Annotated in this window: 14 protein-coding genes and 1 pseudogene; 14 read left to right on the top strand and 1 reads right to left on the bottom strand. The window is 44.8% G+C overall.

What is annotated here, in order from left to right; translation table 11 throughout:
- Nucleotides 1-16 precede the first annotated feature (16 nt).
- The 14 genes and pseudogenes from BC643_RS23390 to BC643_RS09835 all read left to right on the top strand — a co-directional run bounded on the left by BC643_RS23390 (nucleotide 17) and on the right by BC643_RS09835 (nucleotide 22,433).
- Nucleotides 17-193 carry a hypothetical protein gene (locus BC643_RS23390; protein ID WP_170154515.1) on the top strand — a complete coding sequence of 59 codons (177 nt, stop codon included), beginning with the start codon at nucleotides 17-19 and terminating at the stop codon, nucleotides 191-193.
- Nucleotides 193-1,596: pseudogene (locus BC643_RS09895) on the top strand (SusC/RagA family TonB-linked outer membrane protein); the annotation flags it as partial. The gene BC643_RS23390 and the pseudogene BC643_RS09895, both read left to right, overlap by 1 nt.
- 12 nt (nucleotides 1,597-1,608) lie before the next feature.
- Nucleotides 1,609-3,159 (top strand): RagB/SusD family nutrient uptake outer membrane protein, encoded by a 1,551-nt coding sequence (locus BC643_RS09890; protein ID WP_120272927.1) that lies wholly within the window; start codon nucleotides 1,609-1,611, stop codon nucleotides 3,157-3,159.
- Between the two features lie 179 nt (nucleotides 3,160-3,338).
- Entirely contained in the window at nucleotides 3,339-3,905 is a 567-nt protein-coding gene (locus BC643_RS09885; RefSeq protein WP_170154514.1) for an RNA polymerase sigma-70 factor, read from the top strand.
- 115 nt (nucleotides 3,906-4,020) lie between these two features.
- On the top strand, nucleotides 4,021-5,058 hold the full coding sequence (locus BC643_RS09880) for a FecR family protein (protein WP_170154513.1): 1,038 nt from the start codon (nucleotides 4,021-4,023) through the stop codon (nucleotides 5,056-5,058).
- 174 nt (nucleotides 5,059-5,232) lie between these two features.
- Complete coding sequence (locus tag BC643_RS09875) at nucleotides 5,233-8,463, top strand: SusC/RagA family TonB-linked outer membrane protein (protein ID WP_120272924.1); 3,231 nt, start codon at nucleotides 5,233-5,235, stop codon at nucleotides 8,461-8,463.
- Between the two features lie 21 nt (nucleotides 8,464-8,484).
- Nucleotides 8,485-10,122 carry a RagB/SusD family nutrient uptake outer membrane protein gene (locus tag BC643_RS09870; protein WP_120272923.1) on the top strand — a complete coding sequence of 546 codons (1,638 nt, stop codon included), beginning with the start codon at nucleotides 8,485-8,487 and terminating at the stop codon, nucleotides 10,120-10,122.
- Nucleotides 10,123-10,238: 116 nt separating this feature from the next.
- The gene (locus BC643_RS09865) at nucleotides 10,239-12,182 is read left to right on the top strand and encodes a glycoside hydrolase family 127 protein (RefSeq protein ID WP_211338031.1); all 1,944 of its coding nucleotides are present in this window, start codon (nucleotides 10,239-10,241) and stop codon (nucleotides 12,180-12,182) included.
- 407 nt (nucleotides 12,183-12,589) lie between these two features.
- Entirely contained in the window at nucleotides 12,590-13,957 is a 1,368-nt protein-coding gene (locus BC643_RS09860) for a glycoside hydrolase family 27 protein (RefSeq protein WP_120272921.1), read from the top strand.
- A 19-nt stretch (nucleotides 13,958-13,976) separates the two neighbouring features.
- Entirely contained in the window at nucleotides 13,977-16,568 is a 2,592-nt protein-coding gene (locus tag BC643_RS09855; RefSeq protein ID WP_120272920.1) for an alpha-L-arabinofuranosidase C-terminal domain-containing protein, read from the top strand.
- A 31-nt stretch (nucleotides 16,569-16,599) separates the two neighbouring features.
- The gene (locus tag BC643_RS09850) at nucleotides 16,600-18,786 is read left to right on the top strand and encodes a family 43 glycosylhydrolase (RefSeq protein WP_120272919.1); all 2,187 of its coding nucleotides are present in this window, start codon (nucleotides 16,600-16,602) and stop codon (nucleotides 18,784-18,786) included.
- 33 nt (nucleotides 18,787-18,819) lie between these two features.
- The gene (locus BC643_RS09845) at nucleotides 18,820-19,374 is read left to right on the top strand and encodes a DUF6144 family protein (protein WP_120272918.1); all 555 of its coding nucleotides are present in this window, start codon (nucleotides 18,820-18,822) and stop codon (nucleotides 19,372-19,374) included.
- A gap of 6 nt (nucleotides 19,375-19,380) precedes the next feature.
- Complete coding sequence (locus BC643_RS09840; protein WP_120272917.1) at nucleotides 19,381-21,744, top strand: glycoside hydrolase family 127 protein; 2,364 nt, start codon at nucleotides 19,381-19,383, stop codon at nucleotides 21,742-21,744.
- Between the two features lie 86 nt (nucleotides 21,745-21,830).
- Nucleotides 21,831-22,433 (top strand): nitroreductase family protein, encoded by a 603-nt coding sequence (locus BC643_RS09835; RefSeq protein ID WP_211338030.1) that lies wholly within the window; start codon nucleotides 21,831-21,833, stop codon nucleotides 22,431-22,433.
- A 58-nt stretch (nucleotides 22,434-22,491) separates the two neighbouring features.
- Here BC643_RS09835 and BC643_RS09830 read toward each other — a convergent pair whose 3' ends face one another.
- Nucleotides 22,492-23,505, bottom strand: a complete 1,014-nt coding sequence (locus tag BC643_RS09830) for a fibrobacter succinogenes major paralogous domain-containing protein (RefSeq protein ID WP_120272916.1) — start codon at nucleotides 23,503-23,505, stop codon at nucleotides 22,492-22,494.
- Nucleotides 23,506-23,648 lie beyond the last annotated feature (143 nt).

The raw sequence follows: 23,648 nt of genomic DNA, 5'->3' as shown, positions 1-23,648 counted from the left end.
AACGGAAGCATCCGATTTGAAAGTTACTGATGCAACAGATGTGCAGACCATGTTGACGACTTTGTTGAAATACAATAATACTTTCGGAAAGCACAGCCTCAATTTATTGGCTGGTTACCAGGAGAAGAGTTTACCTATGACTGGCAGAGTGGCTATCGTCGTAATTTCGTTAATAACACACAACGCGTCTTAAACCTTGGAGACGCTGCAACTATGGAAAATGATGGCGGAAATTATGACTTAGGTTTGCGCTCTTATTTTGGGCGTATCAACTATGTTTATGACGAGAAGTATCTGTTTGAAGCGAACGTTCGCCGAGATGCATCATCGCGATTTGCGAAAGGAAATCAATGGGGAACATTCCCCTCATTGTCAGCAGGCTGGATTATTTCGAAGGAAAATTTTATGTCGAGTCTTCGCTGGTTAAATTCACTAAAACTTAGGGCTTCATGGGGACAACTAGGGAACGAAAATATCGGCACTGGTCGCATGTATACCGCGAGCGATATTCTCGCCTCAGGTATTAACTACTCCTTCGGTGGTGACTTGTACTCGGGAGTAGCTGTAAAAGACCTGACGAATAAAGAGCTCACATGGGAAACATCGCAACAATTGAACTTCGGTGTTGATTTGACCTTGGCTAATGGTTTTGAAATGACCGCCGATTACTTCGACAAGAAGACCAAAGATTTGTTGTGGCCACAGGGAATTCCTTTAACAATGCAAAAGAATCAGCCTTACGTGAATAATGGTGAAGTTCAGAACAAAGGGGTTGAAGCTTCCTTTACTTACCGGAAAACATTCTCGAACGATATGAAGTTCCGCGCCACATTTAACGCGTCGCACATTGTCAATAAAATTACCAAAATGTCGCCGGAAGACATTAAATCGCCAAAAGCCAAAATTGTCGGTTATGCCATTAACTCGTTCTATGGCTACAAGATGGATGGAATATACCAGGTTGACGATTTTAACTACGACGGAAGTACTTATACCTTAAAAGAAGGAGTGACCTCGGTGACCAACTACACGGCACAACCCGGAGATATTAAATTCAAGGATCTCAATGGCGATGGTGTTGTAGATGCGAATAACGACAGAACCGTAATTGGAAAGCAATATCCGGATCTGACTTATTCGTTGAACTTGAGTCTGGAATGGAAACGATTTGACTTTAGCGCGTTCTTCCAGGGAGTTGCCGGCATTGAAGGATATCTTTACTATGAAATTGCATCGCCGTTCAGTGGTGTTGCTAACATGGGCTCGTGGTGGAAAAATCGCTGGACTCCTGAAAACCCATCAAACACCTTACCTCGTCTGATTTTGGATGAAACCCGCACCAATATCCATTCATCTTTCTACATGGAGGATGCCTCTTATCTTCGCCTGAAGAACATTGAGTTGGGTTATACTTTTAATTCGAGATTGGTTTCTAAAGTTGGTTTGAGCTCTGTACGCGTTTATGGAAATATTCAGAATGCGTTTACCATTACCAATTTTAAAGGTTTTGATCCGGAACAAAATACTAGTCAAACCAGGGCAGAGGCTTTCCCTCAAGTTCAGGTAATGACTGTGGGTTTAAATGTTAACTTTTAAAAGATCAGGATTATGAAAATTCTAAATAGAATCATCACCATATTTATTGTTTCAGCCGTTTTATTCGGTTGTTCCGAAGATCTTCTGGATAAGACTCCGAAGGACGCCTTATCTCCTTCAACGTTCTTTCAGGATGAAACACAGACAATGATGGCATTGGTCGGGGTATACAATGCAATTCAACCCAATGCAACTCCGGCCCATTTTTACCAATTCGAATTTATGGCCGACAATGGGTATTGCCAGGCCGCGTGGCAAGGTTCAAATGAAGTTGGTTCTTGGAGTACAACCTCAACAAGTTGGGCACCCTATGCCAAATGGACATTGGACTATTCGATTATTTCCAGAGCAAATGAATTTATGCAGAATTTAGAGACAGCTCCGGTGAGTGATGAGGTCAGGTCGCAGATGATGGGTGAGGCGAAATTTTTGAGAGCTTACGCTTATTCTGATTTGATTACTTATTTCGGAGATGTTCCTTTGATTACTACGGTACAAACACTGGAAGACGCCTATGTGTCGCGTGATCCTAAAAGTGATGTCTACAATCAGATCATTGCCGATTTTGATGATGCCATCGCCGCTCTTCCGACCACCGTTTCAGAAGTTGGGCGTGCTACGAAAGGAGCCGCATTGGCCTATAAAGCTAAAATCTTACTCTTCAATGAAGACTGGAGCGAAGCAGCAAGTGCTGCCAAGCAAGTTATTGACCTTGGTGTTTATGATTTTTATCCGGACTATGTTGGGCTGTTCGAAGAAGCCAACGAAAATAATGAAGAAGTTATTTTCGACATTCAATATACCACATCACAGACTCAACCATGGCCTGCTGAGCCGTTTGTTCTGGGTACCTGGCAAACATCGAACATTACGGCTGATATGATTAACTCTTATTACATGACCAATGGATTGCCAATCACAGACGCTGCGTCTGGTTATGACGATCAGGATCCTTACACCAATAGGGACCCGCGCTTGGATGCCACAGTGGTATTGCCTGGCACAATGTATGGTGATGCAACGTTTATTCCGGCCAGCTATGCGGAATATCCTTGTGGTGCTAAACCGCGTAAATATGCCGAATATGGAGTCACTGATGTAAACATTAGTACGCTGAACACGATTCTCATGCGTTATGCAGATGTCTGCCTGATGCGTGCCGAAGCGTTGATAGAATCAGGAAGTACCGATCAGGAGATTTACGATTTGATTGATGACGTGCGTGCGAGAGTTGGTATGCCTTCTGTTGAATCTGTTGAAGGCACCGGACTAAGCCAGGACGAACTTCGAGAAATCGTACGTCATGAAAGAAGAGTCGAATTCTGTATGGAAGGAACACGATATGGCGATATGCTGCGTTGGAAAGACGAGTCGTTAGTTCACGACGTGTACGGATATGACAAATCGAAGTTGTCTGATCCAACAGATCCGACAAAATGGGTGTTCTCGCAAATTCGAATTGATGTAAGAACATTTAACGCTTCAAAAGGCTGGCTGTGGCCGGTTCCGCAAGCCGATATCGATATCAACGAGAACTTACTCCCGCAGAATCCGGGATACTAATTATCGAAATATTTGGAAAAGAAAGGGGCGCAAATTCAATTTGCTCCCCTTTTTTTCTTCGTTTAATTGATCTCCAAAATAGTACCAGGATAACTGAAGGTTAACAAAAAAACTAATTTGGTACTTATTTTTTTCTTTTAACTTGCGTGACGCTAATCAAACTAAAATTGACACCGGAATTGGAAGATAAATATCTCATAGCGGAGCTCAACAGAAAGAACAAAACTGTTTTTGATTTTGTATTCAATTATTACTACTCTGGTCTATGTGCTTTTGTTTTTCAAATTGTAGACAACAGGGCTGTTGCCGAAGACCTGGTTCAAGAGTTCTTTTTCAAAATCTGGATCAGTAAAAGAGAGATGGAAATCTCAACGTCTCTCAAATCATATTTTTTTGCGTCGGTGAAAAACAAGGCGTTTAACTATATGAAGCATGTAAAAGTAAAAGAGGACTACGAAAGGTATATCAACGAAAAAAGAGAGAGAGATGGTCAATCGCTAAGTTGGGAGTTTTCAGAATCGGAATTAGCAGATTTAATCGAAAAATCAATTCAGAAATTACCTCCCCGTTGTCGCGAAATTTTTGTTTTAAGTCGTTTCGAAGGAAAGGATAACGAAAGCATCGCTGCGGCTTTAGGAATATCGAAACGAACAGTTGAATTACAAATAAGCAATGCATTAAAACAACTTCGTATTGAGTTGAAAGACTACTTACCGCTGGCTCTGCTGCTTTATATCATCAAGTAATCGATTTAAAAAATTCAATTTTTTTTGTTTTCGAATATGTGTTTCGAAGACTTGGGCTGTCATCTGATTGATAAGGTCAAAGAAAGGCATGTTTTATCAGCCTAACCGAACAAGCATGGAAAGCAAAAAAGATCACATTGATTTGTTGCCGGATTATTTTGCCGGAGTATTGAGCGAGGAGGAACGTGTTGCTGTTGAAAAATGGAAAAACGCTTCGGACGAGAATCTGCAGATTTTTCAGGAGTCGGAAAAGGTTTACTATTCCCTTGACTTACTTGAAGAAATGAAGCATTACGATTCATCGCTTGCTTTGCATAAATTAAACGAGCGGGTACGTAGAGAGTACCCTGTTCAGAGATTGCTTTATTATTGGCAGCGTGCTGCAGCGATCCTGATCCTTCCCTTACTGATAGCCAGCGTTTATTTTTTCATTGATCGCAAGCCACAACAAGGCACTGAGCTTTGGTTGGCCTACCATACTCCTCCGGGAGTTAAGTCCGAGGTATATCTTCCCGACGGAACATCTGTTTTTTTGAACTCAGATACCAAACTTGAATATCCTTCCAGCTTTTCAGGAAAAGAAAGACGCGTGACTCTTAACGGGGAAGCCTTTTTCAAAGTAGCCAAGGATGCAGCACATCCGTTTGTTGTTGGTTTGGGAAAGATTGGAGTTGAAGTGAAAGGGACAGAATTCAATGTCTGTAATTACCCCGATGAAGATAAAACGGAGGTTGTCCTAAAAGAAGGCAAGGTCGATCTCATCGAAATCAATACAACTCGGAATGCATTACTTGTGGCTATGAAGCCGGGAGAACAGGCTGTTTTTAAGCGAACGGAAGAGAAAGTCGTATTGCGGGAGGTCGATGTTGACAGATACATCGGCTGGATTGATGGATTGCTGATTTTTAGGGATGACCGGATGACGGAAGTTGTTCGCAGTCTCGAACGTTGGTACAACGTGAATATCCTGATAGAAGACCCGGAAATCGAGGATTACATCTTTACGGGGACTTTTAAGCACGAAACGATAACTCAAGTACTGGATCTGTTGAAGAGAACTTCTCCATTCGAATATGATATCCTACCAAGTAAGAAACAACAAAACGGAGTCTATGAGAAACAAAAAATAGTTTTAACCAAAAGTTCAAAATAAGGCAGAGGGCTTTAAAAGCAAAAAGGGGAAATGTTGGCCCATCTCCCCTGGTAGCTAAGCCTGTCGGCTTAAACCTGATTTGTTAAATTAAAACAAGACAAACTTATGAAAAAAAAGCAGTTTCTAATTGCTCCCAGGTGTGTTATATCCTGGAAGAACAAGTACTTTTTAACTATGAAACTAACATTACTAGCACTCTTGTTATTTGTAGCTCAAGGCTTCGCGATTAACTCTTATTCACAGGGAACTCGACTTTCTCTGAAAATTGAGAACCAGAGTATCAAGCAAGCGTTAAGCACAATAGAAGATCAAACCGATTACTATTTTCTTTACAACAGTCGCTTTGTCGATGTCGAAAAGAAAGTCTCACTGAACGTTCCTGATAATAGCATTGAAAATGTGCTGGACGAGTTGTTTAGCGGAACGAATATAAAATACGAAATTGTTGACCGTCAAATTATCCTTTCCAACCAAGTTCAGGTTGAAACGCAGCAAAAAGAGCTCGATGTTTCGGGAAAAGTTACTGATGCGAGCGGACAAGTCCTTCCCGGGGTGACGGTAATTATTAAAGGGACAACCATTGGTACAATCACCGATTTTGAAGGAAACTATTCGCTGAACAATGTTGCCGGCGATGCTGTGCTGGTGTTCTCTTTTGTGGGAATGAAATCGCTGGAAGTTCCCGTTGCCGGACAACAATCGATTTCCATCGCCTTGGAAGAAGAAACCATCGGCCTGGAGGAAGTTGTTGCCATTGGTTATGGTACAATCAAGAAAGCTGATGTTACCAGCTCTGTGAGTACGGTGAAATCAGAAGACTTCAACGTAGGAAGTGTTCAGGATGCCGGTCAGTTGATTCAAGGTAAAGTGGCCGGGCTTTCATTAAATACTACCAGTGGTGACCCTACTGCCGGCACTTCTATTCGTTTGCGCGGTAATACAACCCTTTACGGAACAAGTACAAGTCCGTTGATTTTGGTCGATGGTGTTCCCAGCGATTTGAACACGGTTGCGCCTGAGGATATTGAATCTATCGATGTTTTGAAAGACGGTTCTGCAGCTGCGATTTATGGTACCCGCGGTACCAACGGGGTGATCATTATTACAACCAAACGGGCAGGAGCCGACTATAAAAGCAATGTTGAATATACCGGCTACTTAAGTACACAGACCATTGCTAATAAGCTGGATATGTTGACTGCCCAGGATTATCGCGATCAAATTGCAGCAGGCACTCGTGCTAGTTCGGACGACTTGGGAGGCGATACCAACTGGTTGGATGAAATTACACAGACACCGCTCATTCACGTGCATAACTTGACATTCAGAGGTGGAAACTCAAAAACCAATTATCTGGCAACAGTAAACTATCGAAACGCTGAAGGGATTTTTCTGGAATCTTATGCAGAGCGTTTCTCAGCCCGGGCAGATATCAATCATTCCATGCTGGATGACATGTTGAATTTCAACCTTGGAATTTTGACTAAGACCGAAAAGATGAACAGCTATAATGCCAATGTAGGTTTTGATGGTTATACTTACCGGCAGGCTTTGATTTACAATCCGACATCGCCGGTAAAAGACGAGAATGGTGATTGGATGGAGCAACCTGGAGCTTTCAACTACGATAACCCGGTATCCCGGATTAAAGAGTCGGACGGTGAAACAAGTAACAACCTGACACGTGTTACGGGAACTGTAACATTAAAACCAATCGAGGGATTGACCTTGAAAAGTTTAATGTCTTACTCGAAATGGAACCAGACAATTGGCTACTACGAAACAAAAAAACATATTTCGACGGTGCGGAGCGGGGTAAACGGCTTTGCGTCGAACAATGCGGCTGAAAATGCAGAAAAGTTGATTGATATTACCGCGGAATACAGAAAAAGTATCGGCGAGCATAACTTCAATGTTTTAGCAGGTTACAGCTGGCAGGATTTTGTAGGTCGAAGTTTCTACGCTTACAACAACGATTTCCAGTCGGATCAATTTGGCTACAACAATATGGGGCTTGGTAGTGGAGCAAAAGAAGGAAGTACGTCGTGGGGAATGGGTAGCGGCAAAACCAAAACCAACCTCATCGGTTTCTTTGGTCGTTTGAATTACAACTACAAGAACCGTTACCTGTTGATGGCCAGTGTTCGTCATGAAGCTGCCAGCCAGCTTTACGGTACAAACGATCCTTGGGGTACTTTCCCCGCGGTATCAGTGGGTTGGCGTTTGACAGAAGAGCCCTTCATGGAGAGTGTTAGCTTGTTCAACGACCTGAAATTGCGTGCTGGTTATGGTGTTACAGGTACTCAGCCTGACGATATTTTCCTCGGGTTGGCATCGCTGAATTACAGCAACCCATTCTACAACAATGGTAAATGGATTCAGACTTTAGCCTTTTCCCGTAACCCGAACCCTTACCTGAGATGGGAAGAAAAGAAAGAAACCAATATCGGGGTTGACTTTGCCATGCTGAAAAACCGTTTGTCGGGTAGTATCGACCTGTACAAACGTAAGATTGACGGGCTGCTTTACGACTACTCCGTGCCCGTGCCGCCAAACCTGGTAACAACGACAACTGCCAATGTTGGCGTGATGGAAAACAAAGGGATTGAGATTTTAATTAATGCAATTCCGATAACCAGCGACGATTTTGAATGGAATACCAATGTAACCTTCTCTACGAACAATAATAAATTGGTTAGTCTTTCCAATGAATTGTACCAGGCAACGAGCGATTATTTCACTGCTGGAGCAACAGGTGAGCCAATTCAAACATTTACTCACCGCGTAGATATTGGTGGTGAGATTGGTAACTTCTATGGTTTTAAGGTAATTGATGTCGACGAGGAAGGAAAATGGATTTATGAAGATGCTGAAGGAAACGCCGTCAACTACGACGATTTTGATCACTCCTTTGAGAACAAAAAAGTGTTGGGTAACGGTATTCCGAAATATATCGGTAGTTGGAACAATACGTTCAAATATAAGGATTTCGACTTGTCAATAACTATGCGTGGCGCATTCGATTTCCAAATCTTGAACTTCGAACGGATGTATCTGGAAAACACCAAAACAGTACAATACAACCGGTTGAAATCAGCCTACGATCCGGTGTTTGGAAAAGCGGTTTTAAGTACCGATATGGATCTGGAATATAATTCGTACTATATTGAAAATGGTGATTACTGGAAGATCGATAATATCACCTTGGGCTACACCATGACTAACTTAGGTAAATACATTCAGAAAGCTCGTATTTATGCGTCTACCCTGAACACCTTTGTAATTACCGGCTATAAGGGCATTGACCCGGAAGTTTATTCCGGAGGCTTGACTCCTGGTAACGACGGAAGGGATAAGTACCCAACAACCAGAACCTTTACCCTTGGTGTTAATTTAACTTTCTAAACCTTTAAATACTAGTTTGACATGAATACTCATAAATATAAAAATGCACTGAGCATCCTGTTAATCTCATTGGTAACTCTATTTTCGAGCTGTACCAAGCTGTACGACGAGAGTTACAGTGACTTCTTAGCAGATCAGTTTAATCCGACTGAAGAAGATATTCCTGCCATTATCGGGAATGCTTATGGTTCCTGGCGTAATATCCTATTGCTTTGGAATGGCTACTGGCGTGCCAATGAAGTTGGTGCCGATGAAATTGTGATCCCCGGACGTCCGAACGGATGGGTTGACGGTGGAATTTACCGTCGGATACACGAGCATACCTGGACGGTGGACGAAGATGTTGTTTACCAGACATGGGATCGGACTTACTACGGAATTGCAGCCTGTAATCGGATTATCTATCAGGTTGAAACAGGTTTTGTTCCAATACCGGATGAAGACGTATACAACGCGACAATTGCAGAGTTACGAGCCTTGAGGGCCAGTTACTACTATGTCCTTTGCGACTTGTATGGTAATGTACCGATTGTAACTGATTTTGACGTGCCGGATGGGTATTTGCCTGAGCAAAATACGCGAACCGAGGTCTATAATTTCATCGTGCAGGAAATCACAGAGAGTTTGCCTTATTTAAGTGAAGACAGAAGCCAGGCAACTTACGGACGTTTTAATAAGTGGGCTGCTTTGACCCTATTGGCAAAAATGTACCTGAATGCGGAAGTTTACACCGGAACAGCACATTGGAGTGATTGTATCGATGCTTGTGATCAGATAATTAATTCGGGAGCGGGTTATGCTTTGGAAGCTAGCCAGAAGAGTGTTTTCGTTACCGAAAACCAAAACTCGGCTGAAATTATCTTTGGTTTGGCCATCGACGATCAGTACACAACCGAGTGGAACCAGTTCGATATTCATATGCAAACCTGTCAGCCTTCCATGCAGGCCAAGTATAATCTGACTTTAACTCCTTGGGGTGGTATGTGTGCTATTCCGCAGTTCATCGATACATTCGATCCGGACGACAGCCGTTTGACTGCCAACTTCATGATGGGCCAACAATATGCGGCAAGTGGTGAGGAATTGCTGGTAACCATGGGGAACCTCGTGGGCGATCCACTTATTCTGATTAATGAAGTTCCGGATATAAGCCATTCGGAGGAAATTCATGGCTATCGTTTCGAGAAATTCGAAATTGCAATGGGATCCTCCAATATTTTGAACAACGACTACCCGCTGTTCCGCTACGCCGATGTGTTAATGATGAAAGCCGAATCAATGCTTCGTACCGGCGATGCTGATGGAGCTGCAACAATTGTAACACAAGTGCGCGAACGAGCATTTAAAACTGCTCCGGCAAAAGCAACAGTGACGGGTTCCGAATTGATGGAAGGCAGTGTTTATGACTATGGTTTACGCACTGAAAGTGCCGAAACAGATGAGGGAGGGGATGACATCCAGTACGGTCGTTTCCTGGACGAGCTGGCCTGGGAGTTTAACCAGGAAGGCCGTCGCCGTCAGGATATGATTCGTTTTGGTGTTTACACGACGAAATCATTCTTTGCACACTCACCAAACGGAGACTATCGTTCGATTTATCCGATTCCCCGCGGTCGGATTGAAACAAATACAAACTTGCAACAGAATCCAGGTTATTAAGTTCTATGATTTAGATATGTTGGGGAGCAATTACAAATCGCTCCCCACTTATATTTTTTATTCAGTTGAATTTTCTCAAAACTCAAATCAAAATAAGGCCTGAAACAATGAAAAAAATGAAATTTCTCGCATTCCTGATTTTGGCGTTGGCAGCCTGTCAGCCCAGGACGAAAGAGAATGTTGAGTCGACACCCGATTATGCGATCCAGGGAATTCCGTTTAACGAAGTTCACCTGAGTGACAATTTTTGGGCTCCGAAAATAGAAACAAACCGAACAGTTACCATTCCTGCTTCCTTTGCGAAATGTGAGGAAATGGGACGCATGGATAATTTCCTGATTGCTGGTGGAAAGATGGATGGCCCGGTGAAAGGGGAAATGCCTTTTGACGATACCGATGTTTACAAAATCATAGAGGGAGCGGCCTATTCGATGACAACGACCCCTGACCCGAAGTTGGATCAATATGTCGATTCGGTCATCTCGCTAATTGCAATCGGACAGGAAAAGGATGGTTACCTAACCACTTACAAAACCATCGATACTACTTTTGTGCGTTGGTCGTGGTGTCCGGCGGGTGCGCGTTGGGAGCACCTGGAGTGTAGTCACGAATTGTACAACAGCGGGCACATGTTCGAGGCAGCAGCAGCACATTATCACGCAACGGGGAAAAAGAACTTCCTGGATATCGCTACGAAGAATGCAGACTTGCTGGTCGATGTTTTCAACAATAAACTTCCAAACGAAGTGCCGGGGCACCAGATTGTGGAAACAGGATTAATCAAGTTATACCTGATCACACACAAGGAAGAATACCTGAAACTTGCCCGACATTTTCTGGATGTGCGCGGAGATAGCACCCGCCGGGAAATCAAAGGGCCTTATACGCAGGATCACATACCGGTTCTGCAGCAGGATGAGGCTGTGGGACACGCCGTTCGTGCAACATACATGTATGCGGGAATGACCGATGTGGCAGCTTTGTACGATGATGCTGGTTACCGGACTGCGGTGGATAAGATCTGGAACAACATTGTCTCGAAGAAAATGTATCTGACAGGTGGCATTGGTTCCCGTCATGAGGGGGAGGCATTCGGAGATAATTATGAACTGCCTAACCTGACAGCCTATAACGAAACTTGTGCGGCTATCGCAAATGTGTACTGGAACTATCGTATGTTCCTGCTTCATGGCGATTCAAAATACATCGATGTCCTGGAGCGCAGTCTTTACAATGGCGTCATTTCCGGTGTTGGCTTGGATGGTAAAACATTCTTCTATCCAAACCCACTTGAGTGCGATATGGAATATCACTTCAACTCGGGAGGAAGTTTGACCCGCGAGCCTTGGTTCGATTGTTCCTGTTGCCCGACAAACCTCTGTCGGTTTATGCCTTCAGTGCCAGGCTATATTTATGCACAAAATGAGGATAAGGTTTTTGTGAATCTCTTCATTCAGAGCGCAACTGATATAAAAGTTGCAGGCACTGCAGTGGCCTTAAGTCAGAAAACGGACTACCCATGGAATGGTGATGTTGAGCTGCTGGTGTCTCCGGAAACAGAAAAAGAATTCACCGTTTGCATTCGTATCCCGGGATGGGCGCAAGACAAACCTGTTCCGTCAGACTTGTATGCTTACGAAAGTACCAGTCAATTGCCGATTGCGCTGAAAGTAAATGGTGAAGCAGTAGAATACGCGACCGAAAACGGATATGCAACCTTAACCCGTCAGTGGAAAAAAGGAGATGTGATCGAATACAGCCTACCAATGGAGATTCGTAAAGTGAAGGCGAATGAGGCCGTTGACGCCGACCGGGGGCTGGTTGCTTTGGAGCGGGGCCCGATTGTTTATTGTGTTGAGGGAGTCGATAATGAAGATGTTGACAAAATTGGTGTGAATCCGGAAACAGCGTTCGACAATGCGTTTGCCGCTGACTTGTTAGGAGGTGTGGAAGTCATCACCGCTTCAGATACCAAAGGAAAAGCGTTTACTGCAATCCCATATTACGTTTGGGACAACCGCGGAGCCAATAAAATGAAGGTCTGGCTGACAGAGGAATAGTATTTCAAGAATTGCAAGAGAAAGAACGGCTGTACTTGGTTGATTTCCGGCAGCCGTTTTTTTGCTTTTTTGACAATCGTTAAAAAAGGATTAGGGGGAATCGTCATTTTATTCGTCTTTTCTTAAAACAGCCTTTCGTTGGTTGAAGTACCGATTCTTCTTGTGTTTTATACAATTCTCAAAGTTGTTAGAATCGCTTGATGTGAGTTTAGAAATTACCTAAATAAGCATTTCTTGTAAAATGTTGGTGATGTTCTAATCTGCAGTAAGACAGATTTTTAGGGGGTTGTTTTTCGAGGGGTGATGGTTCTTGTTTATCCGGGAGATTGTGCAATTTGAAGAAAAAACGTACTTTTTACCTTTAAAAAAATAAAGGCACTGAATTTCAAACTTAAACAATCCAATAGATGAGATTACTTAATTTCTTGCTGGCCGTTTCTCTGGTCGCTTTTTTAGCATCCTGCCAACCTTCTAAAAAGAAGGCAGAACCTTTTGCAAAAGGTGAATTTAAATCTTGGGCGCAAACTCCGCCAATGGGCTGGAATAGCTGGGACTGCTACGGTCCAACCGTTGAAGAACCCGAAGTAAAGGCGAATGCCGATTACATGGCTGAAAAGCTGAAAGATTACGGATGGGAATACATTGTTGTTGATATTCGCTGGTTTGTGGAGAATGACAAAGCCGGTGGTTACAATCAGACTGACCCGCGCTATGTGATTGATGAATACGGACGCTACCAGCCGGCTGTCAACCGTTTCCCTTCGGCTGCCGACGGAAAAGGTTTTAAAGAGCTTGCCGATTACGTTCACGGTAAAGGGTTGAAATTCGGGATCCACATTATGCGCGGAATCCCGAAAAAAGCAGTGGAAGATAAATTGCCAATCCTGGGAACTGACGGCATCACCGCTGATCAGATCTACTCAACCGAACTGCAATGTCAGTGGTTGCGCGACAATTATACAATTGTTGCTGACAAACCGGGAGCACAGGAATACTACAACTCAATTTTCGACATGTACGCCGATTGGGGTGTTGACTTCGTAAAAGTTGACGACCTCTCGCGCCCCTATCATAAAGGAGAGATCGAGCTGATCCGCAACGCGATTGATCAGTGCGGGCGCCCGATTGTATTGAGTACTTCTCCGGGTGAAACTCCAATTGAAGATGCTGACCATGTGAAAGAACATGCCAACATGTGGCGCATGGTAGATGATGTTTGGGACACCTGGCACCACTTCACGCACCTGATCGATATTTGTCAGAAATGGTACCCTTACATTGCTCCGGGAACCTGGCCGGACTGTGATATGATCCCGCTGGGACGGATCTCAATTCGTGGCGAGCGAGGCAACGACCGCATGACCCGTTTGACCAAAGATGAGCAATATTCGCTGATGACTTTATTTACGATTTTCAAATCGCCGTTGATGTTTGGTGGTGACTTGCCAAGCAACGACGATTTCACGCTTTCACTTTTGACCAACAAAGAAGTATTGAAAATGCATGCTGAAGCCACCAACGTACATCAGTTATTCAACGAAGATGGCAAAGTGGCAATTGTTTCCGAGCACCCGGCGAATGGCGACAAATACATGGCTTTATTCAATATTGCTGATGAGCCGCAAACCATTACGGTAGACCTGACTCAGCTTGGCTATATCAGCGATTGCGGTCTGGTGAACCTGTGGACAGGTGAGGATTCCGGTCAGATTTCGGGTGAGTACAGTATTGAATTGGCTCCGCATGCCAGTGCGTTGTATAAACTTGTTTACTAACTATTCTTACAACATAACAATGAAACTACAACCAATTATCTTCCTGTTTCTTGCAATTCTTTTTGGGTCGCAAGCACGGGCTAACGAACCTGATTCAGCCTACGTTTTTTCATATGCGACCTTAAAAGACAAAGGGCACAACGGGCTACATTATGCCTGGAGTGTTGATCGAAAACACTGGCAAGGCATCGGGCCCGAATTCCGATTTCTGTTTTGTGATTTTGGAACATGGGGCTCACAAAAGCGGATGATCACGCCTTTCCTGTTTCAGGACCAAAAAGGAACCTGGCACGAGATCTGGAGCCTGAATGAAGCAGTCGGTCAATTTGCTCACGCGGAAACCAATGATTTATTTACTTGGGAACCGCAGGAGTACCCGGAAGTCATGACAAAAGGTAATGTAATGTTGCCGGAGGTGTCGTACCAACCAGCTGAGAATAATTACATCGTCACCTGGTTGAGCGATCAGGATGGCGAACAAAAGGTTTTCAAAGCGACAACAACCGATTTTAAAACTTACGCAGAAACGATTGAGGGAAGCGAAAGCGACCGGTTGAACGCTCGGGAAGAAGTGATGATTGATGGTGAAAAGCAGTTGGGTGTTGTTGCCAAGGTTTCTTGGTCGCAGCTGCAGGGAGCGATTCAGTTTTACGAACTGACGAAGTACCATGAACAGCAACGCGCCGAGCGTTTGACGGATGACGCGACTCGCTATCCGGATTTAAAACCATTGGATGCTGAAATAACCGCGATTCCCGAAGACAATAAAGCGATTAGCGATATGCTGATTGGCGTTTTCTTTGAAGATATCAACTATGCTGCGGACGGTGGTCTGTACGCCGAGTTGGTTCAAAACCGGGGATTTGAATATACGCCGGCTGATACCAAAAACCGAAATCAGGATTGGAACAGCTCTTATGCCTGGTCGTTCACCGGGCAAGACGATGGTTTTACAATTGACACGGTAGCACCGGTACATCCGAATCAAAAACACTATGCTGTGTTGACGGTTGCCAACATTGGCGACGCACTTCAAAACGAAGGTTTTGATGGCATCGCTTTGAAAGCCGGCGATAAATACGATTTTTCTGTTTTTGCCAAGGGACTGGATGGCGCCAAAGGCAAGTTCTTGGTTCGTCTGGTTGATGAGAACGGAAAAGTTTTTGCAGAAGGCACGAGCAAATCTGTAGGTGCTGACTGGAAAAAATTGATGCTGACTGTGACTGCAAAAGGAGATGTGGATAAAGCACATTTGAAGGTCATCCCTCAATTTACAGGGAAGGTAGCCCTTGATCTGGTTTCGCTTTTCCCGGAGAAGACATTCAAAGGACGCAAAAATGGCTTGCGTGCCGATTTGGCACAGACAATTACCGACTTACATCCGCGTTTCGTGCGTTTCCCCGGTGGCTGTGTTTCCCATGGCGACGGATTGGATAACATTTACCGATGGAAAAACACCATCGGTCCGCTGGAAACCCGCAAGGGCGACCGCAATATCTGGAATTATCACCAGTCGATGGGATTGGGGTACTTCGAATATTTCCAGTTCTGCGAAGATATCGGTGCCCAGCCGCTGCCGGTTATCGCTGCGGGGGTTCCTTGCCAGAATTCATCGACCGGAGGTTACGGGCAGCAAGGTGGAATTCCGATGTGCGACATGGATCAATATGTGCAGGATATCCTCGACTTGATTGAATGGGCCAACGGTGACAAAAATACCAAATGGGGTAAATTGCGCGCCGAAGCCGGTCACCCCGACCCCTTCAACCTGAAATATGTGGGTATTGGCAACGAGGATTTGATCAACGATATTTTCGAAGAGCGCTTCACCATGATTTTCAATGCCATCAAGGAAAAGCATCCTGAGATTACCGTGATTGGAACGGTCGGTCCTTTTTCGGAAGGAACGGATTATCGTGTGGGCTGGGAAATTGCTTCCAAGTTGCAGGTGCCCCTGGTTGACGAGCATTACTACCAACCACCGGGCTGGTATTTGAATAACCAGGATTATTACGATCGTTACGACCGCTCGAAACCAAAGGTTTATTTGGGTGAATATGCGACACACATTCCTGGTCGAAAACTCACGACGGAAACCGCCTTGTGCGATGCGCTGCATTTGATTAATGTGGAGCGAAATGCCGATGTGGTCCATATGACTTCGTACGCGCCATTGTTGGCCAAACACGGGCATACACAGTGGAATCCCGACTTGGTTTATTTTAATAACACTGAAGTATTCCTGACACCGGATTACTATGTGCAAATGATGTTCGGACAAAACTCCGGCGAAGAGTACATTGCCTCCCAGCTGAGTTTGAGTGATAACGCTCCGGATGTCAAAAAGCGAGTGGTGAGCTCGCTCGTTCGTGATGCAAAAACCGGCGATTACATTTTAAAGGTGGCGAACCTGCTGCCGGTGGCTGTGAATGCGAAAATCAATTTGGCCGATCTGCCAATTATTGCCGGTGATGCTGATTTGACCATTCTTGCAGGAGAAGTCTCCGACCTGCACGCCGAGCCGGAAAATAAAACTATTTCGGTTTCCGCTGATTTTGAATACAACCTGCCAGCTTATTCGTTCTCAGTCATCCGGATGAAGTCAAATTAAAAACAAGTCATAAAAGACAAAAAACGAAACAATGAAGACCAGTAAAAAACAGAAATATTTTTCACTAAAGGCGATCGGCATTTTTGCTGTTCTCCTGACTTTTCTGAGTTCATGCGAACCGTCAAAGTCGGCCGACGATGAGCTTTCTGCCTACCTATTCACTTATTTCACGGGAAATGGGCCGGGCGAAGAAGCCATCCATTTTGCGGTGAGCACCGACGGTTACAATTTTCGGGCGTTGAATGACAATCAACCGATCCTGGATTCGAAACAGATCAGTACATCGGGTGGTGTTCGCGACCCGCATATTTTGCGCGGCGCCGATGGTAAATCCTTTTATATGGTAGCTACCGATTTGTATGTGACCGAGCAGGGCTGGAACAATTACGCCATGATCCTGATGAAATCAGCCGACCTGGTCAATTGGGAGACTTCGGTTGTGAATATTCCCGAGATTTTTTCGCAGGAATTTGGAGATGTAAACCGGGTCTGGGCTCCGCAAACCATTTATGATGAAGCGACCGGCAAGTACATGATCTACTTCTCGATGAAGCAAGGCGATAACCCGGACATCATCTATTACGCCTACGCCAACAAGGATTTTACGGGTTTGGAGGAAGCGCCAAAGCAGTTGTATTTTCCTCCGGCTGAAAGCAATACCAAAGCGTGTATCGACGGCGATATTATCCCGTTCAACGGTAAATTCTACCTCTTCCACAAAGCCGAAGACGGAAATCCGGGCATCAAACTGGCGATTTCGGATAAGTTGACTGAAGGCTACCAATTGGTAAACGATAAACGCGTGGATTGTGAAACCAATAAGGTGGAAGGCTCTGGTATTTTCAAACTGAATAACTCGGACGATTATATTTTGATGTACGACGTGTACACCAGCGGGCGTTACCAGTTCACCAAAAGCAGCGATCTGCAGCATTTTGAAGTTGTTGATCAGGAGGTGTCGATGAATTTTCACCCGCGTCACGGAACCGTGTTGCCGATTACCGGCAAAGAGTTGAAACGCCTGATCGCGAAATGGGGAACCTTGAATGATCCTTTGATTGAGGCGACTTCGGCACAACTGAAAAAGTTGAATGTTGATGTAAAAGGTGAGGCTAAAACAATTCATCTTCCTGTAAAAAGAGGAACTGATTTGGCAGCTTTTGATCCGCAGTTTAAATCTTTCCCATGCGTAACGGTGACGCCGGAAGGACCGCAGGATTTCACCAATGGCCCGGTTGATTACACCATTACAGTTGAAGGTAAAGGTGATGTGGTTTATAAAGTTTCAGCTTCGGAAGATCACAACCCGGTGTTGGAAGGCTACTATGCCGACCCCGATATTCTGTACTCGGAAAAAACAGGTAAATACTACATCTACCCAACAACTGACGGATTTGAAAATTGGTCGGGTTACTATTTCAAAGTGTTCTCCTCTGACAATTTGGTTGATTGGACCGATGAAGGAATCATTCTCGATTTGCACAAAGATGTGAGCTGGGCCGATCGCAATGCTTGGGCTCCATGTATCGTTGAAAAGAAGATCGACGGCGAGTACAAATATTTCTATTATTTCACGGCAGCTCAAAAGATTGGTGTGGCTGTAGCCGACAATCCAACAGGTCCTTTCACTGACAGCGGAAAAGTACTAATCGACTTCAAAACGCTCGGTGTGAACCGCGGGCAGGAAATTGACCCGGATGTGTTTACCGATCCGAAAACAAACAAAACATACCTGTACTGGGGAAATGGCTATATGGCTGCGGCTGAGCTGAACGATGACATGATCTCCCTCAATATGAAAACGCTGAAACAGATGAATATTGATGGTACTTTCCGCGAAGGATCTTACGTGATTTACCGCGACGGAACCTATTATTTCATGTGGTCGGAAGACGATACCCGCAGTCCGAACTACAAAGTGCGTTGGGCGAAAACGGACTCGCCATTGGGCAAGCTGACAATTCCGGAAAACAACATCGTTATTCAGCGCGACGACGAAACAGGCATTTTCGCAACCGGTCATAATTCGGCCATCCAGATTCCGGGAAAAGATGAGTGGTACCTGGTTTACCACCGCTTCAGTTACCCGAATGGTGTGAAAATGGGCCGCCGCGGCGGTTTCCATCGCGAAGTTTGTATCGATAAGCTGGAGTTTGATGGCGATGACAACATCCTGGAAGTGAAACCGACTTTTAAGGGAATTGATCCGGTAAACTAAGAACCCGTTTACTTCAATACAAATAGAGCTACAATGAATAAGGACCGCAGAAATTTTCTGAAAAAAGCATGTGCTGCAGGAGGATGTTTCTGCGGTTTTTCATTCCTGGCCGGACAAAGAGTTGAGGCAGGGAAAAGTCAGGAGGCAGAAGATACTCAAAAAAAACTGATGCAGGAATGGATCTCCATTCTGATGGTCAGCATGGACGAGCAGATGGATGAGACTTTGGCGAGGCAGATCATGAAAAGTTGCGCCCGGGCACACTACGATCAGCTAAAAATGGACGAAGTTTTGCAGCCTTTTGAAGGTAACCCGGAGGCGTTTGCTCGTTTTCTGGAAGAAAGCTGGAATTGGAAAGTGGATTTCGACCGGGAAAACGGGATTATCCATGCCGACGAAAACAAAGACTTCTGTGTTTGCCCAATGGTGAGTCATCAACAGGGGATGAATATGGGCGTGTTGTGTTATTGTTCCGAGGGTTTTGCCGAGTTAATGTTTTCCAAAGTAGTCGGGCATCCTGTACAGGCTACTGTTATCTCGTCAATTCATCGGGGGAACGACCGTTGTAAATATCAAATCAAACTATAAACCGCAATGAAACTTAGAAATTTAATCTTCCTTTTAGGCTTGTTGCCTTTTGGTGCGCTCGCACAACAGAAACCGGCTGCTGAGGTATTTTCGTTATCGGAGGTGCGTTTACTCGACAGTCCGTTTAAAAAGGCAATGATGACCGACATGAACTACATCCTGGATTTGGATATGGACCGACTGTTGGCTCCCTATTTGAAAGAAGCTGGCCTGAAACCTAAAGCCGAAAACTACGGGAATTGGGAAAATACAGGATTGGATGGACACATTGGAGGCCATTACTTGTCGGCATTGGCGAAAATGTATGCCGCTACCGGCGACCAGCGCATGAAAGACCGCATGGATTATATGTTGTCGGAATTGAAGCGCGCGCAGGATGCGAATGGAGACGGTTATTTGTCGGGCGTTCCCGGTGGAAAAGCGATGTGGCAGGAAATTTCGGAAGGCAAGATTGATGCAGGTTCTTTCAGTTTGAATAAGAAGTGGGTTCCGCTTTACAATATTCATAAAATTTACGCCGGTTTGTATGATGCTTATACTTTTGGTGGTAGCGAGGAAGCCAAAGAAATGCTGATCGGGTTGACCGACTGGGCGATTCAGCTGGTGCAAAACCTGGCGGATGATCAAATTCAGGATATGTTGCGCAGTGAGCACGGCGGCTTGAACGAAATTTTTGCGGATGTGGCTGATATTACCGGCGACGAAAAATACCTGAAGCTGGCTAAACAGTTTTCGCACCGGGCAATTTTGGATCCGCTGATTAAGCATGAAGATCATTTGACAGGTATGCATGCCAATACACAGATTCCGAAAGTGATCGGTTTTAAAAGAGTTGCCGAAGTTGACGGGGATGAATCCTGGGCGGACGCAGCGCGTTATTTCTGGGAGAATGTTGTTGATAAACGCACCGTGTCGATTGGTGGAAACAGCGTGCGCGAGCACTTTCACCCGGTTGATGATTTCAGCTCGATGATTGAGAGTGAGCAGGGACCTGAAACCTGCAATACTTACAATATGCTGAAACTGACGAAGCACTTGTTTTTGAGCGACCCGGAAGTGAAATACATGGATTACTACGAACGAGCTTTGTACAATCATATTTTATCGACTGAAGAGCCGGATCACGGCGGGTTTGTTTACTTCACGCCCATGCGTCCGGGGCACTACCGGGTTTATTCGCAGCCGCAAACCAGTTTTTGGTGCTGCGTTGGTTCGGGATTGGAAAATCACACCAAATACGGAGAGTTGATTTATGCGCATTTGGGTGATGATATTTACGTCAACTTGTTCATCCCTTCAACTCTGAACTGGAAAGAAAAGGGACTGGAACTGACACAGGAAACAAAATTTCCGGATGCCGAATCCACAACCCTGACGATCAATCCGGAAAAGAAATCTACGTTCACCTTGTATGTTCGTTATCCGAAATGGGTTGAAGAAGGTGCGTTGAAAGTGGTAATAAACGGTAAAGAACATGAGGTCGACGGAACTCCCGGTCAATATGTGGCTTTGAATCGTAAATGGAAAAAGGGTGACAAAGTGGAGCTGACTTTGCCCATGCGAACAACGGTTGAGCAATTGCCCGACGGTGAAAGCTACTATTCTATTTTACACGGCCCGATTGTAATGGCGGCCAAAACCGACACTACCGATATGGTTGGATTGTATGCTGATGATAGCCGTGGCGGACATATTGCATCGGGGCAAAAATATCCGTTGAATGAGATGCCGGTGATTGCAGGTACGGTGGAACACGTGGCTTCGGCAGTGAAAGCTGTTGAAGGGCAACCGCTGACTTTTACAATTGATGGTTTGTACCCCGAAAAATATAAAGATTTGGAATTGATTCCATTCTTTCGGCTGCACGATTCTCGCTACATGGTTTATTTCAATGTGGTGAGTCCGGATGATTTGGTGGCGATGGAGAAGAAGACTGCCTTTCTGGAAGCCGAGAAGAAAGCGTTGGAGGATGCGACGGTTGATTTGGTGTTTCCCGGCGAGCAACAACCGGAGTCGGATCATTTCATCGAATCTGAAAATACCAATTCAGGAGTGAATCAGGATAAACATTGGCGGGATGCAACGGGCTGGTTTAGTTACCTTCTAACTGATAAGGATGGCGATGCCGGCAAGCTGCGAATCATGTACTTTGGATTGGACAACGGACGAAACTTTTCAATCAGCATTAATGGTGAAAAGTTGACAGACGTGAGCCTCGACGGAAGTAAAGGATTCGAATTTTTTACCATCGACTACGATATTCCGCAGGACATTCTGGACAAAGCGGCTGGAAAACTTCGCGTAAAGTTTGAAGCAGATCCGGGCTCTGTTGCCGGTGGGATTTATGAAGTACGTCTGATGGAAAAATAATCTTAAATATTAGATTTTGAATGGGAAGCCCGGTTGTTACCGGGCTTTGTTTTTGTAGTTTTAATGCATTGAAAACAAAAGCAGAAATGATGGATTTTAAAACATTGGCGGGTGATCGGTACGCAACGAAGAAGTACGACCCGAGCAAGAAAATTTCGAACGAATTGGTTGCTCAATTAAAGGAGATTTTGCGGTTGAGCCCTTCTTCAATAAATAGCCAACCCTGGCGTTTTACCTTCGTGAGCGATCAAAAGTTAAAAGAAGAATTAGCTCCGTTCTCGTTTCATAACGCGTCTAAATTGAAAGATGCCAGTCACATTGTGGTTTTTAGTGTGATTGACAATCTGGAGAAATTCGAAAGCGAGAATATTGCGAGTTTACCTGAAGGCGCAATTGCCTATTACAACAACAATATCAAACCGGGCAGTGAGGAACAGATCAAAGCCTGGATGGCCCATCAGGTGTACCTGGCATTGGGTTTCTTTTTGAGTGGTGCAGCTTCGTTGGGAATTGACTCGACGCCGATGGAAGGTGTCAATGCGGCGGAGTACGATCGGGTCTTGGGGCTTAAAGATCACAAGACTTTGTTTGCAGTCGCTTTGGGCTATCGTGATCCGGATGATTTCAACCAGCCTTCACTGAAGCCTAAGTCAAGAATCGACATTGATAAAGTTATTTACTCGATATAATTTAAAAGCGGCTGACCTAAATGGGCAGCCGCTTTTAAATTATAATAGCTTGTGCAGATTAGTTATCCTTTATCAGACGCAATGAGTGCCCGACATATTTAAAATGGTTTAACGAGTAAACCTTGGCAATTCCCCATACCATGTCTCGAAGCTGAGCATGAGTTGAGGAGCTGGTGCTTTCAGTGGTGGTCCAGAAACCGGCGTCGATGCCAAGCCATTGGTAAGGCACTTCGGCGTATTCGGCAATGCCTGCCGGTAAAGCCGTGAATCCTGATTCGTTGGTTGAGATATCCGTCGATGTTGAGTAGTAGGTTTCAGGTAGAATCCAGTATTGGCCAGTTGCCTCACATAATTTTGGGGCTGCTACATCAAAACCTCCTAAGTATTCAATTAAAACATCCCATTCATCGGCGGTTGGAACATGCCAACCTTCCGGGCAGATGTTGCGACTATCATTGGCTGCATACCAGTTATAAAGAAGGCCGTAAATACTGGCGTTGTTTTCATCGTTGTCATAGATGTAATAGTTTCCTCCGTCGTCTTCGGTTGAGCTTATCTCGTCTCCATTACGGTAATGACGTACTTTCAGGTTCTCAGCGGTCCAAAGCTGGTTGCCGATCGTAACGGTAAAGTAGGTGTTTCCATCGATATCTGTTATTTGCCCGGTGTAGGTTTTCAGAGGAACTGCTTCGCCATAACCTGTTCCGGCTCCGTTTGTCGCATAAGCGCGCACATAATACAGGGTGTTCGACGATAGATTGGAAAGTGAAGCTGTAAAGTCGCCTTCGGTTACAGAGCCGCTTGTTTTCGAGTCGTCAATCGTTGGGAGTTGGCTGGTACTCCAGCAAAAACCGCTGGCGGTTATGGCCGATGAACCGGTCTCACTGATGCTTGCCGAAGCAGTCGCCGAATTGATGTCGATGCAAGAGGCGTAGTTCGTAACAATGGTTGGTGTTACAATGTCTGTGTTTTCTTCCTCAGGCGTATCATCTTCGCTTTTGGAACAGGAGATAAGAAAGAGGCAAAGCATAAATATGCTCAAAAAGCGTGGTTGAAAAAGCATCTTTTTCATAATAATGGGGTGATTTGATTAAATAACTATGATCGCTAAGTTGTTTGGCGGAGTCGTTTGGGCAGCGCTGAATGACGTGTTTCCGAGTTCGGTGATTGAGTCCTTCAAAAAGCTGTCGATTTAACTCGATGCCTTTATTTATC

The organism is Mangrovibacterium diazotrophicum (assembly GCF_003610535.1).
GTDB classification, from domain to species: Bacteria; Bacteroidota; Bacteroidia; order Bacteroidales; family Prolixibacteraceae; genus Mangrovibacterium; species Mangrovibacterium diazotrophicum.
This window is presented reverse-complemented; position numbering and strand designations above follow the sequence as displayed.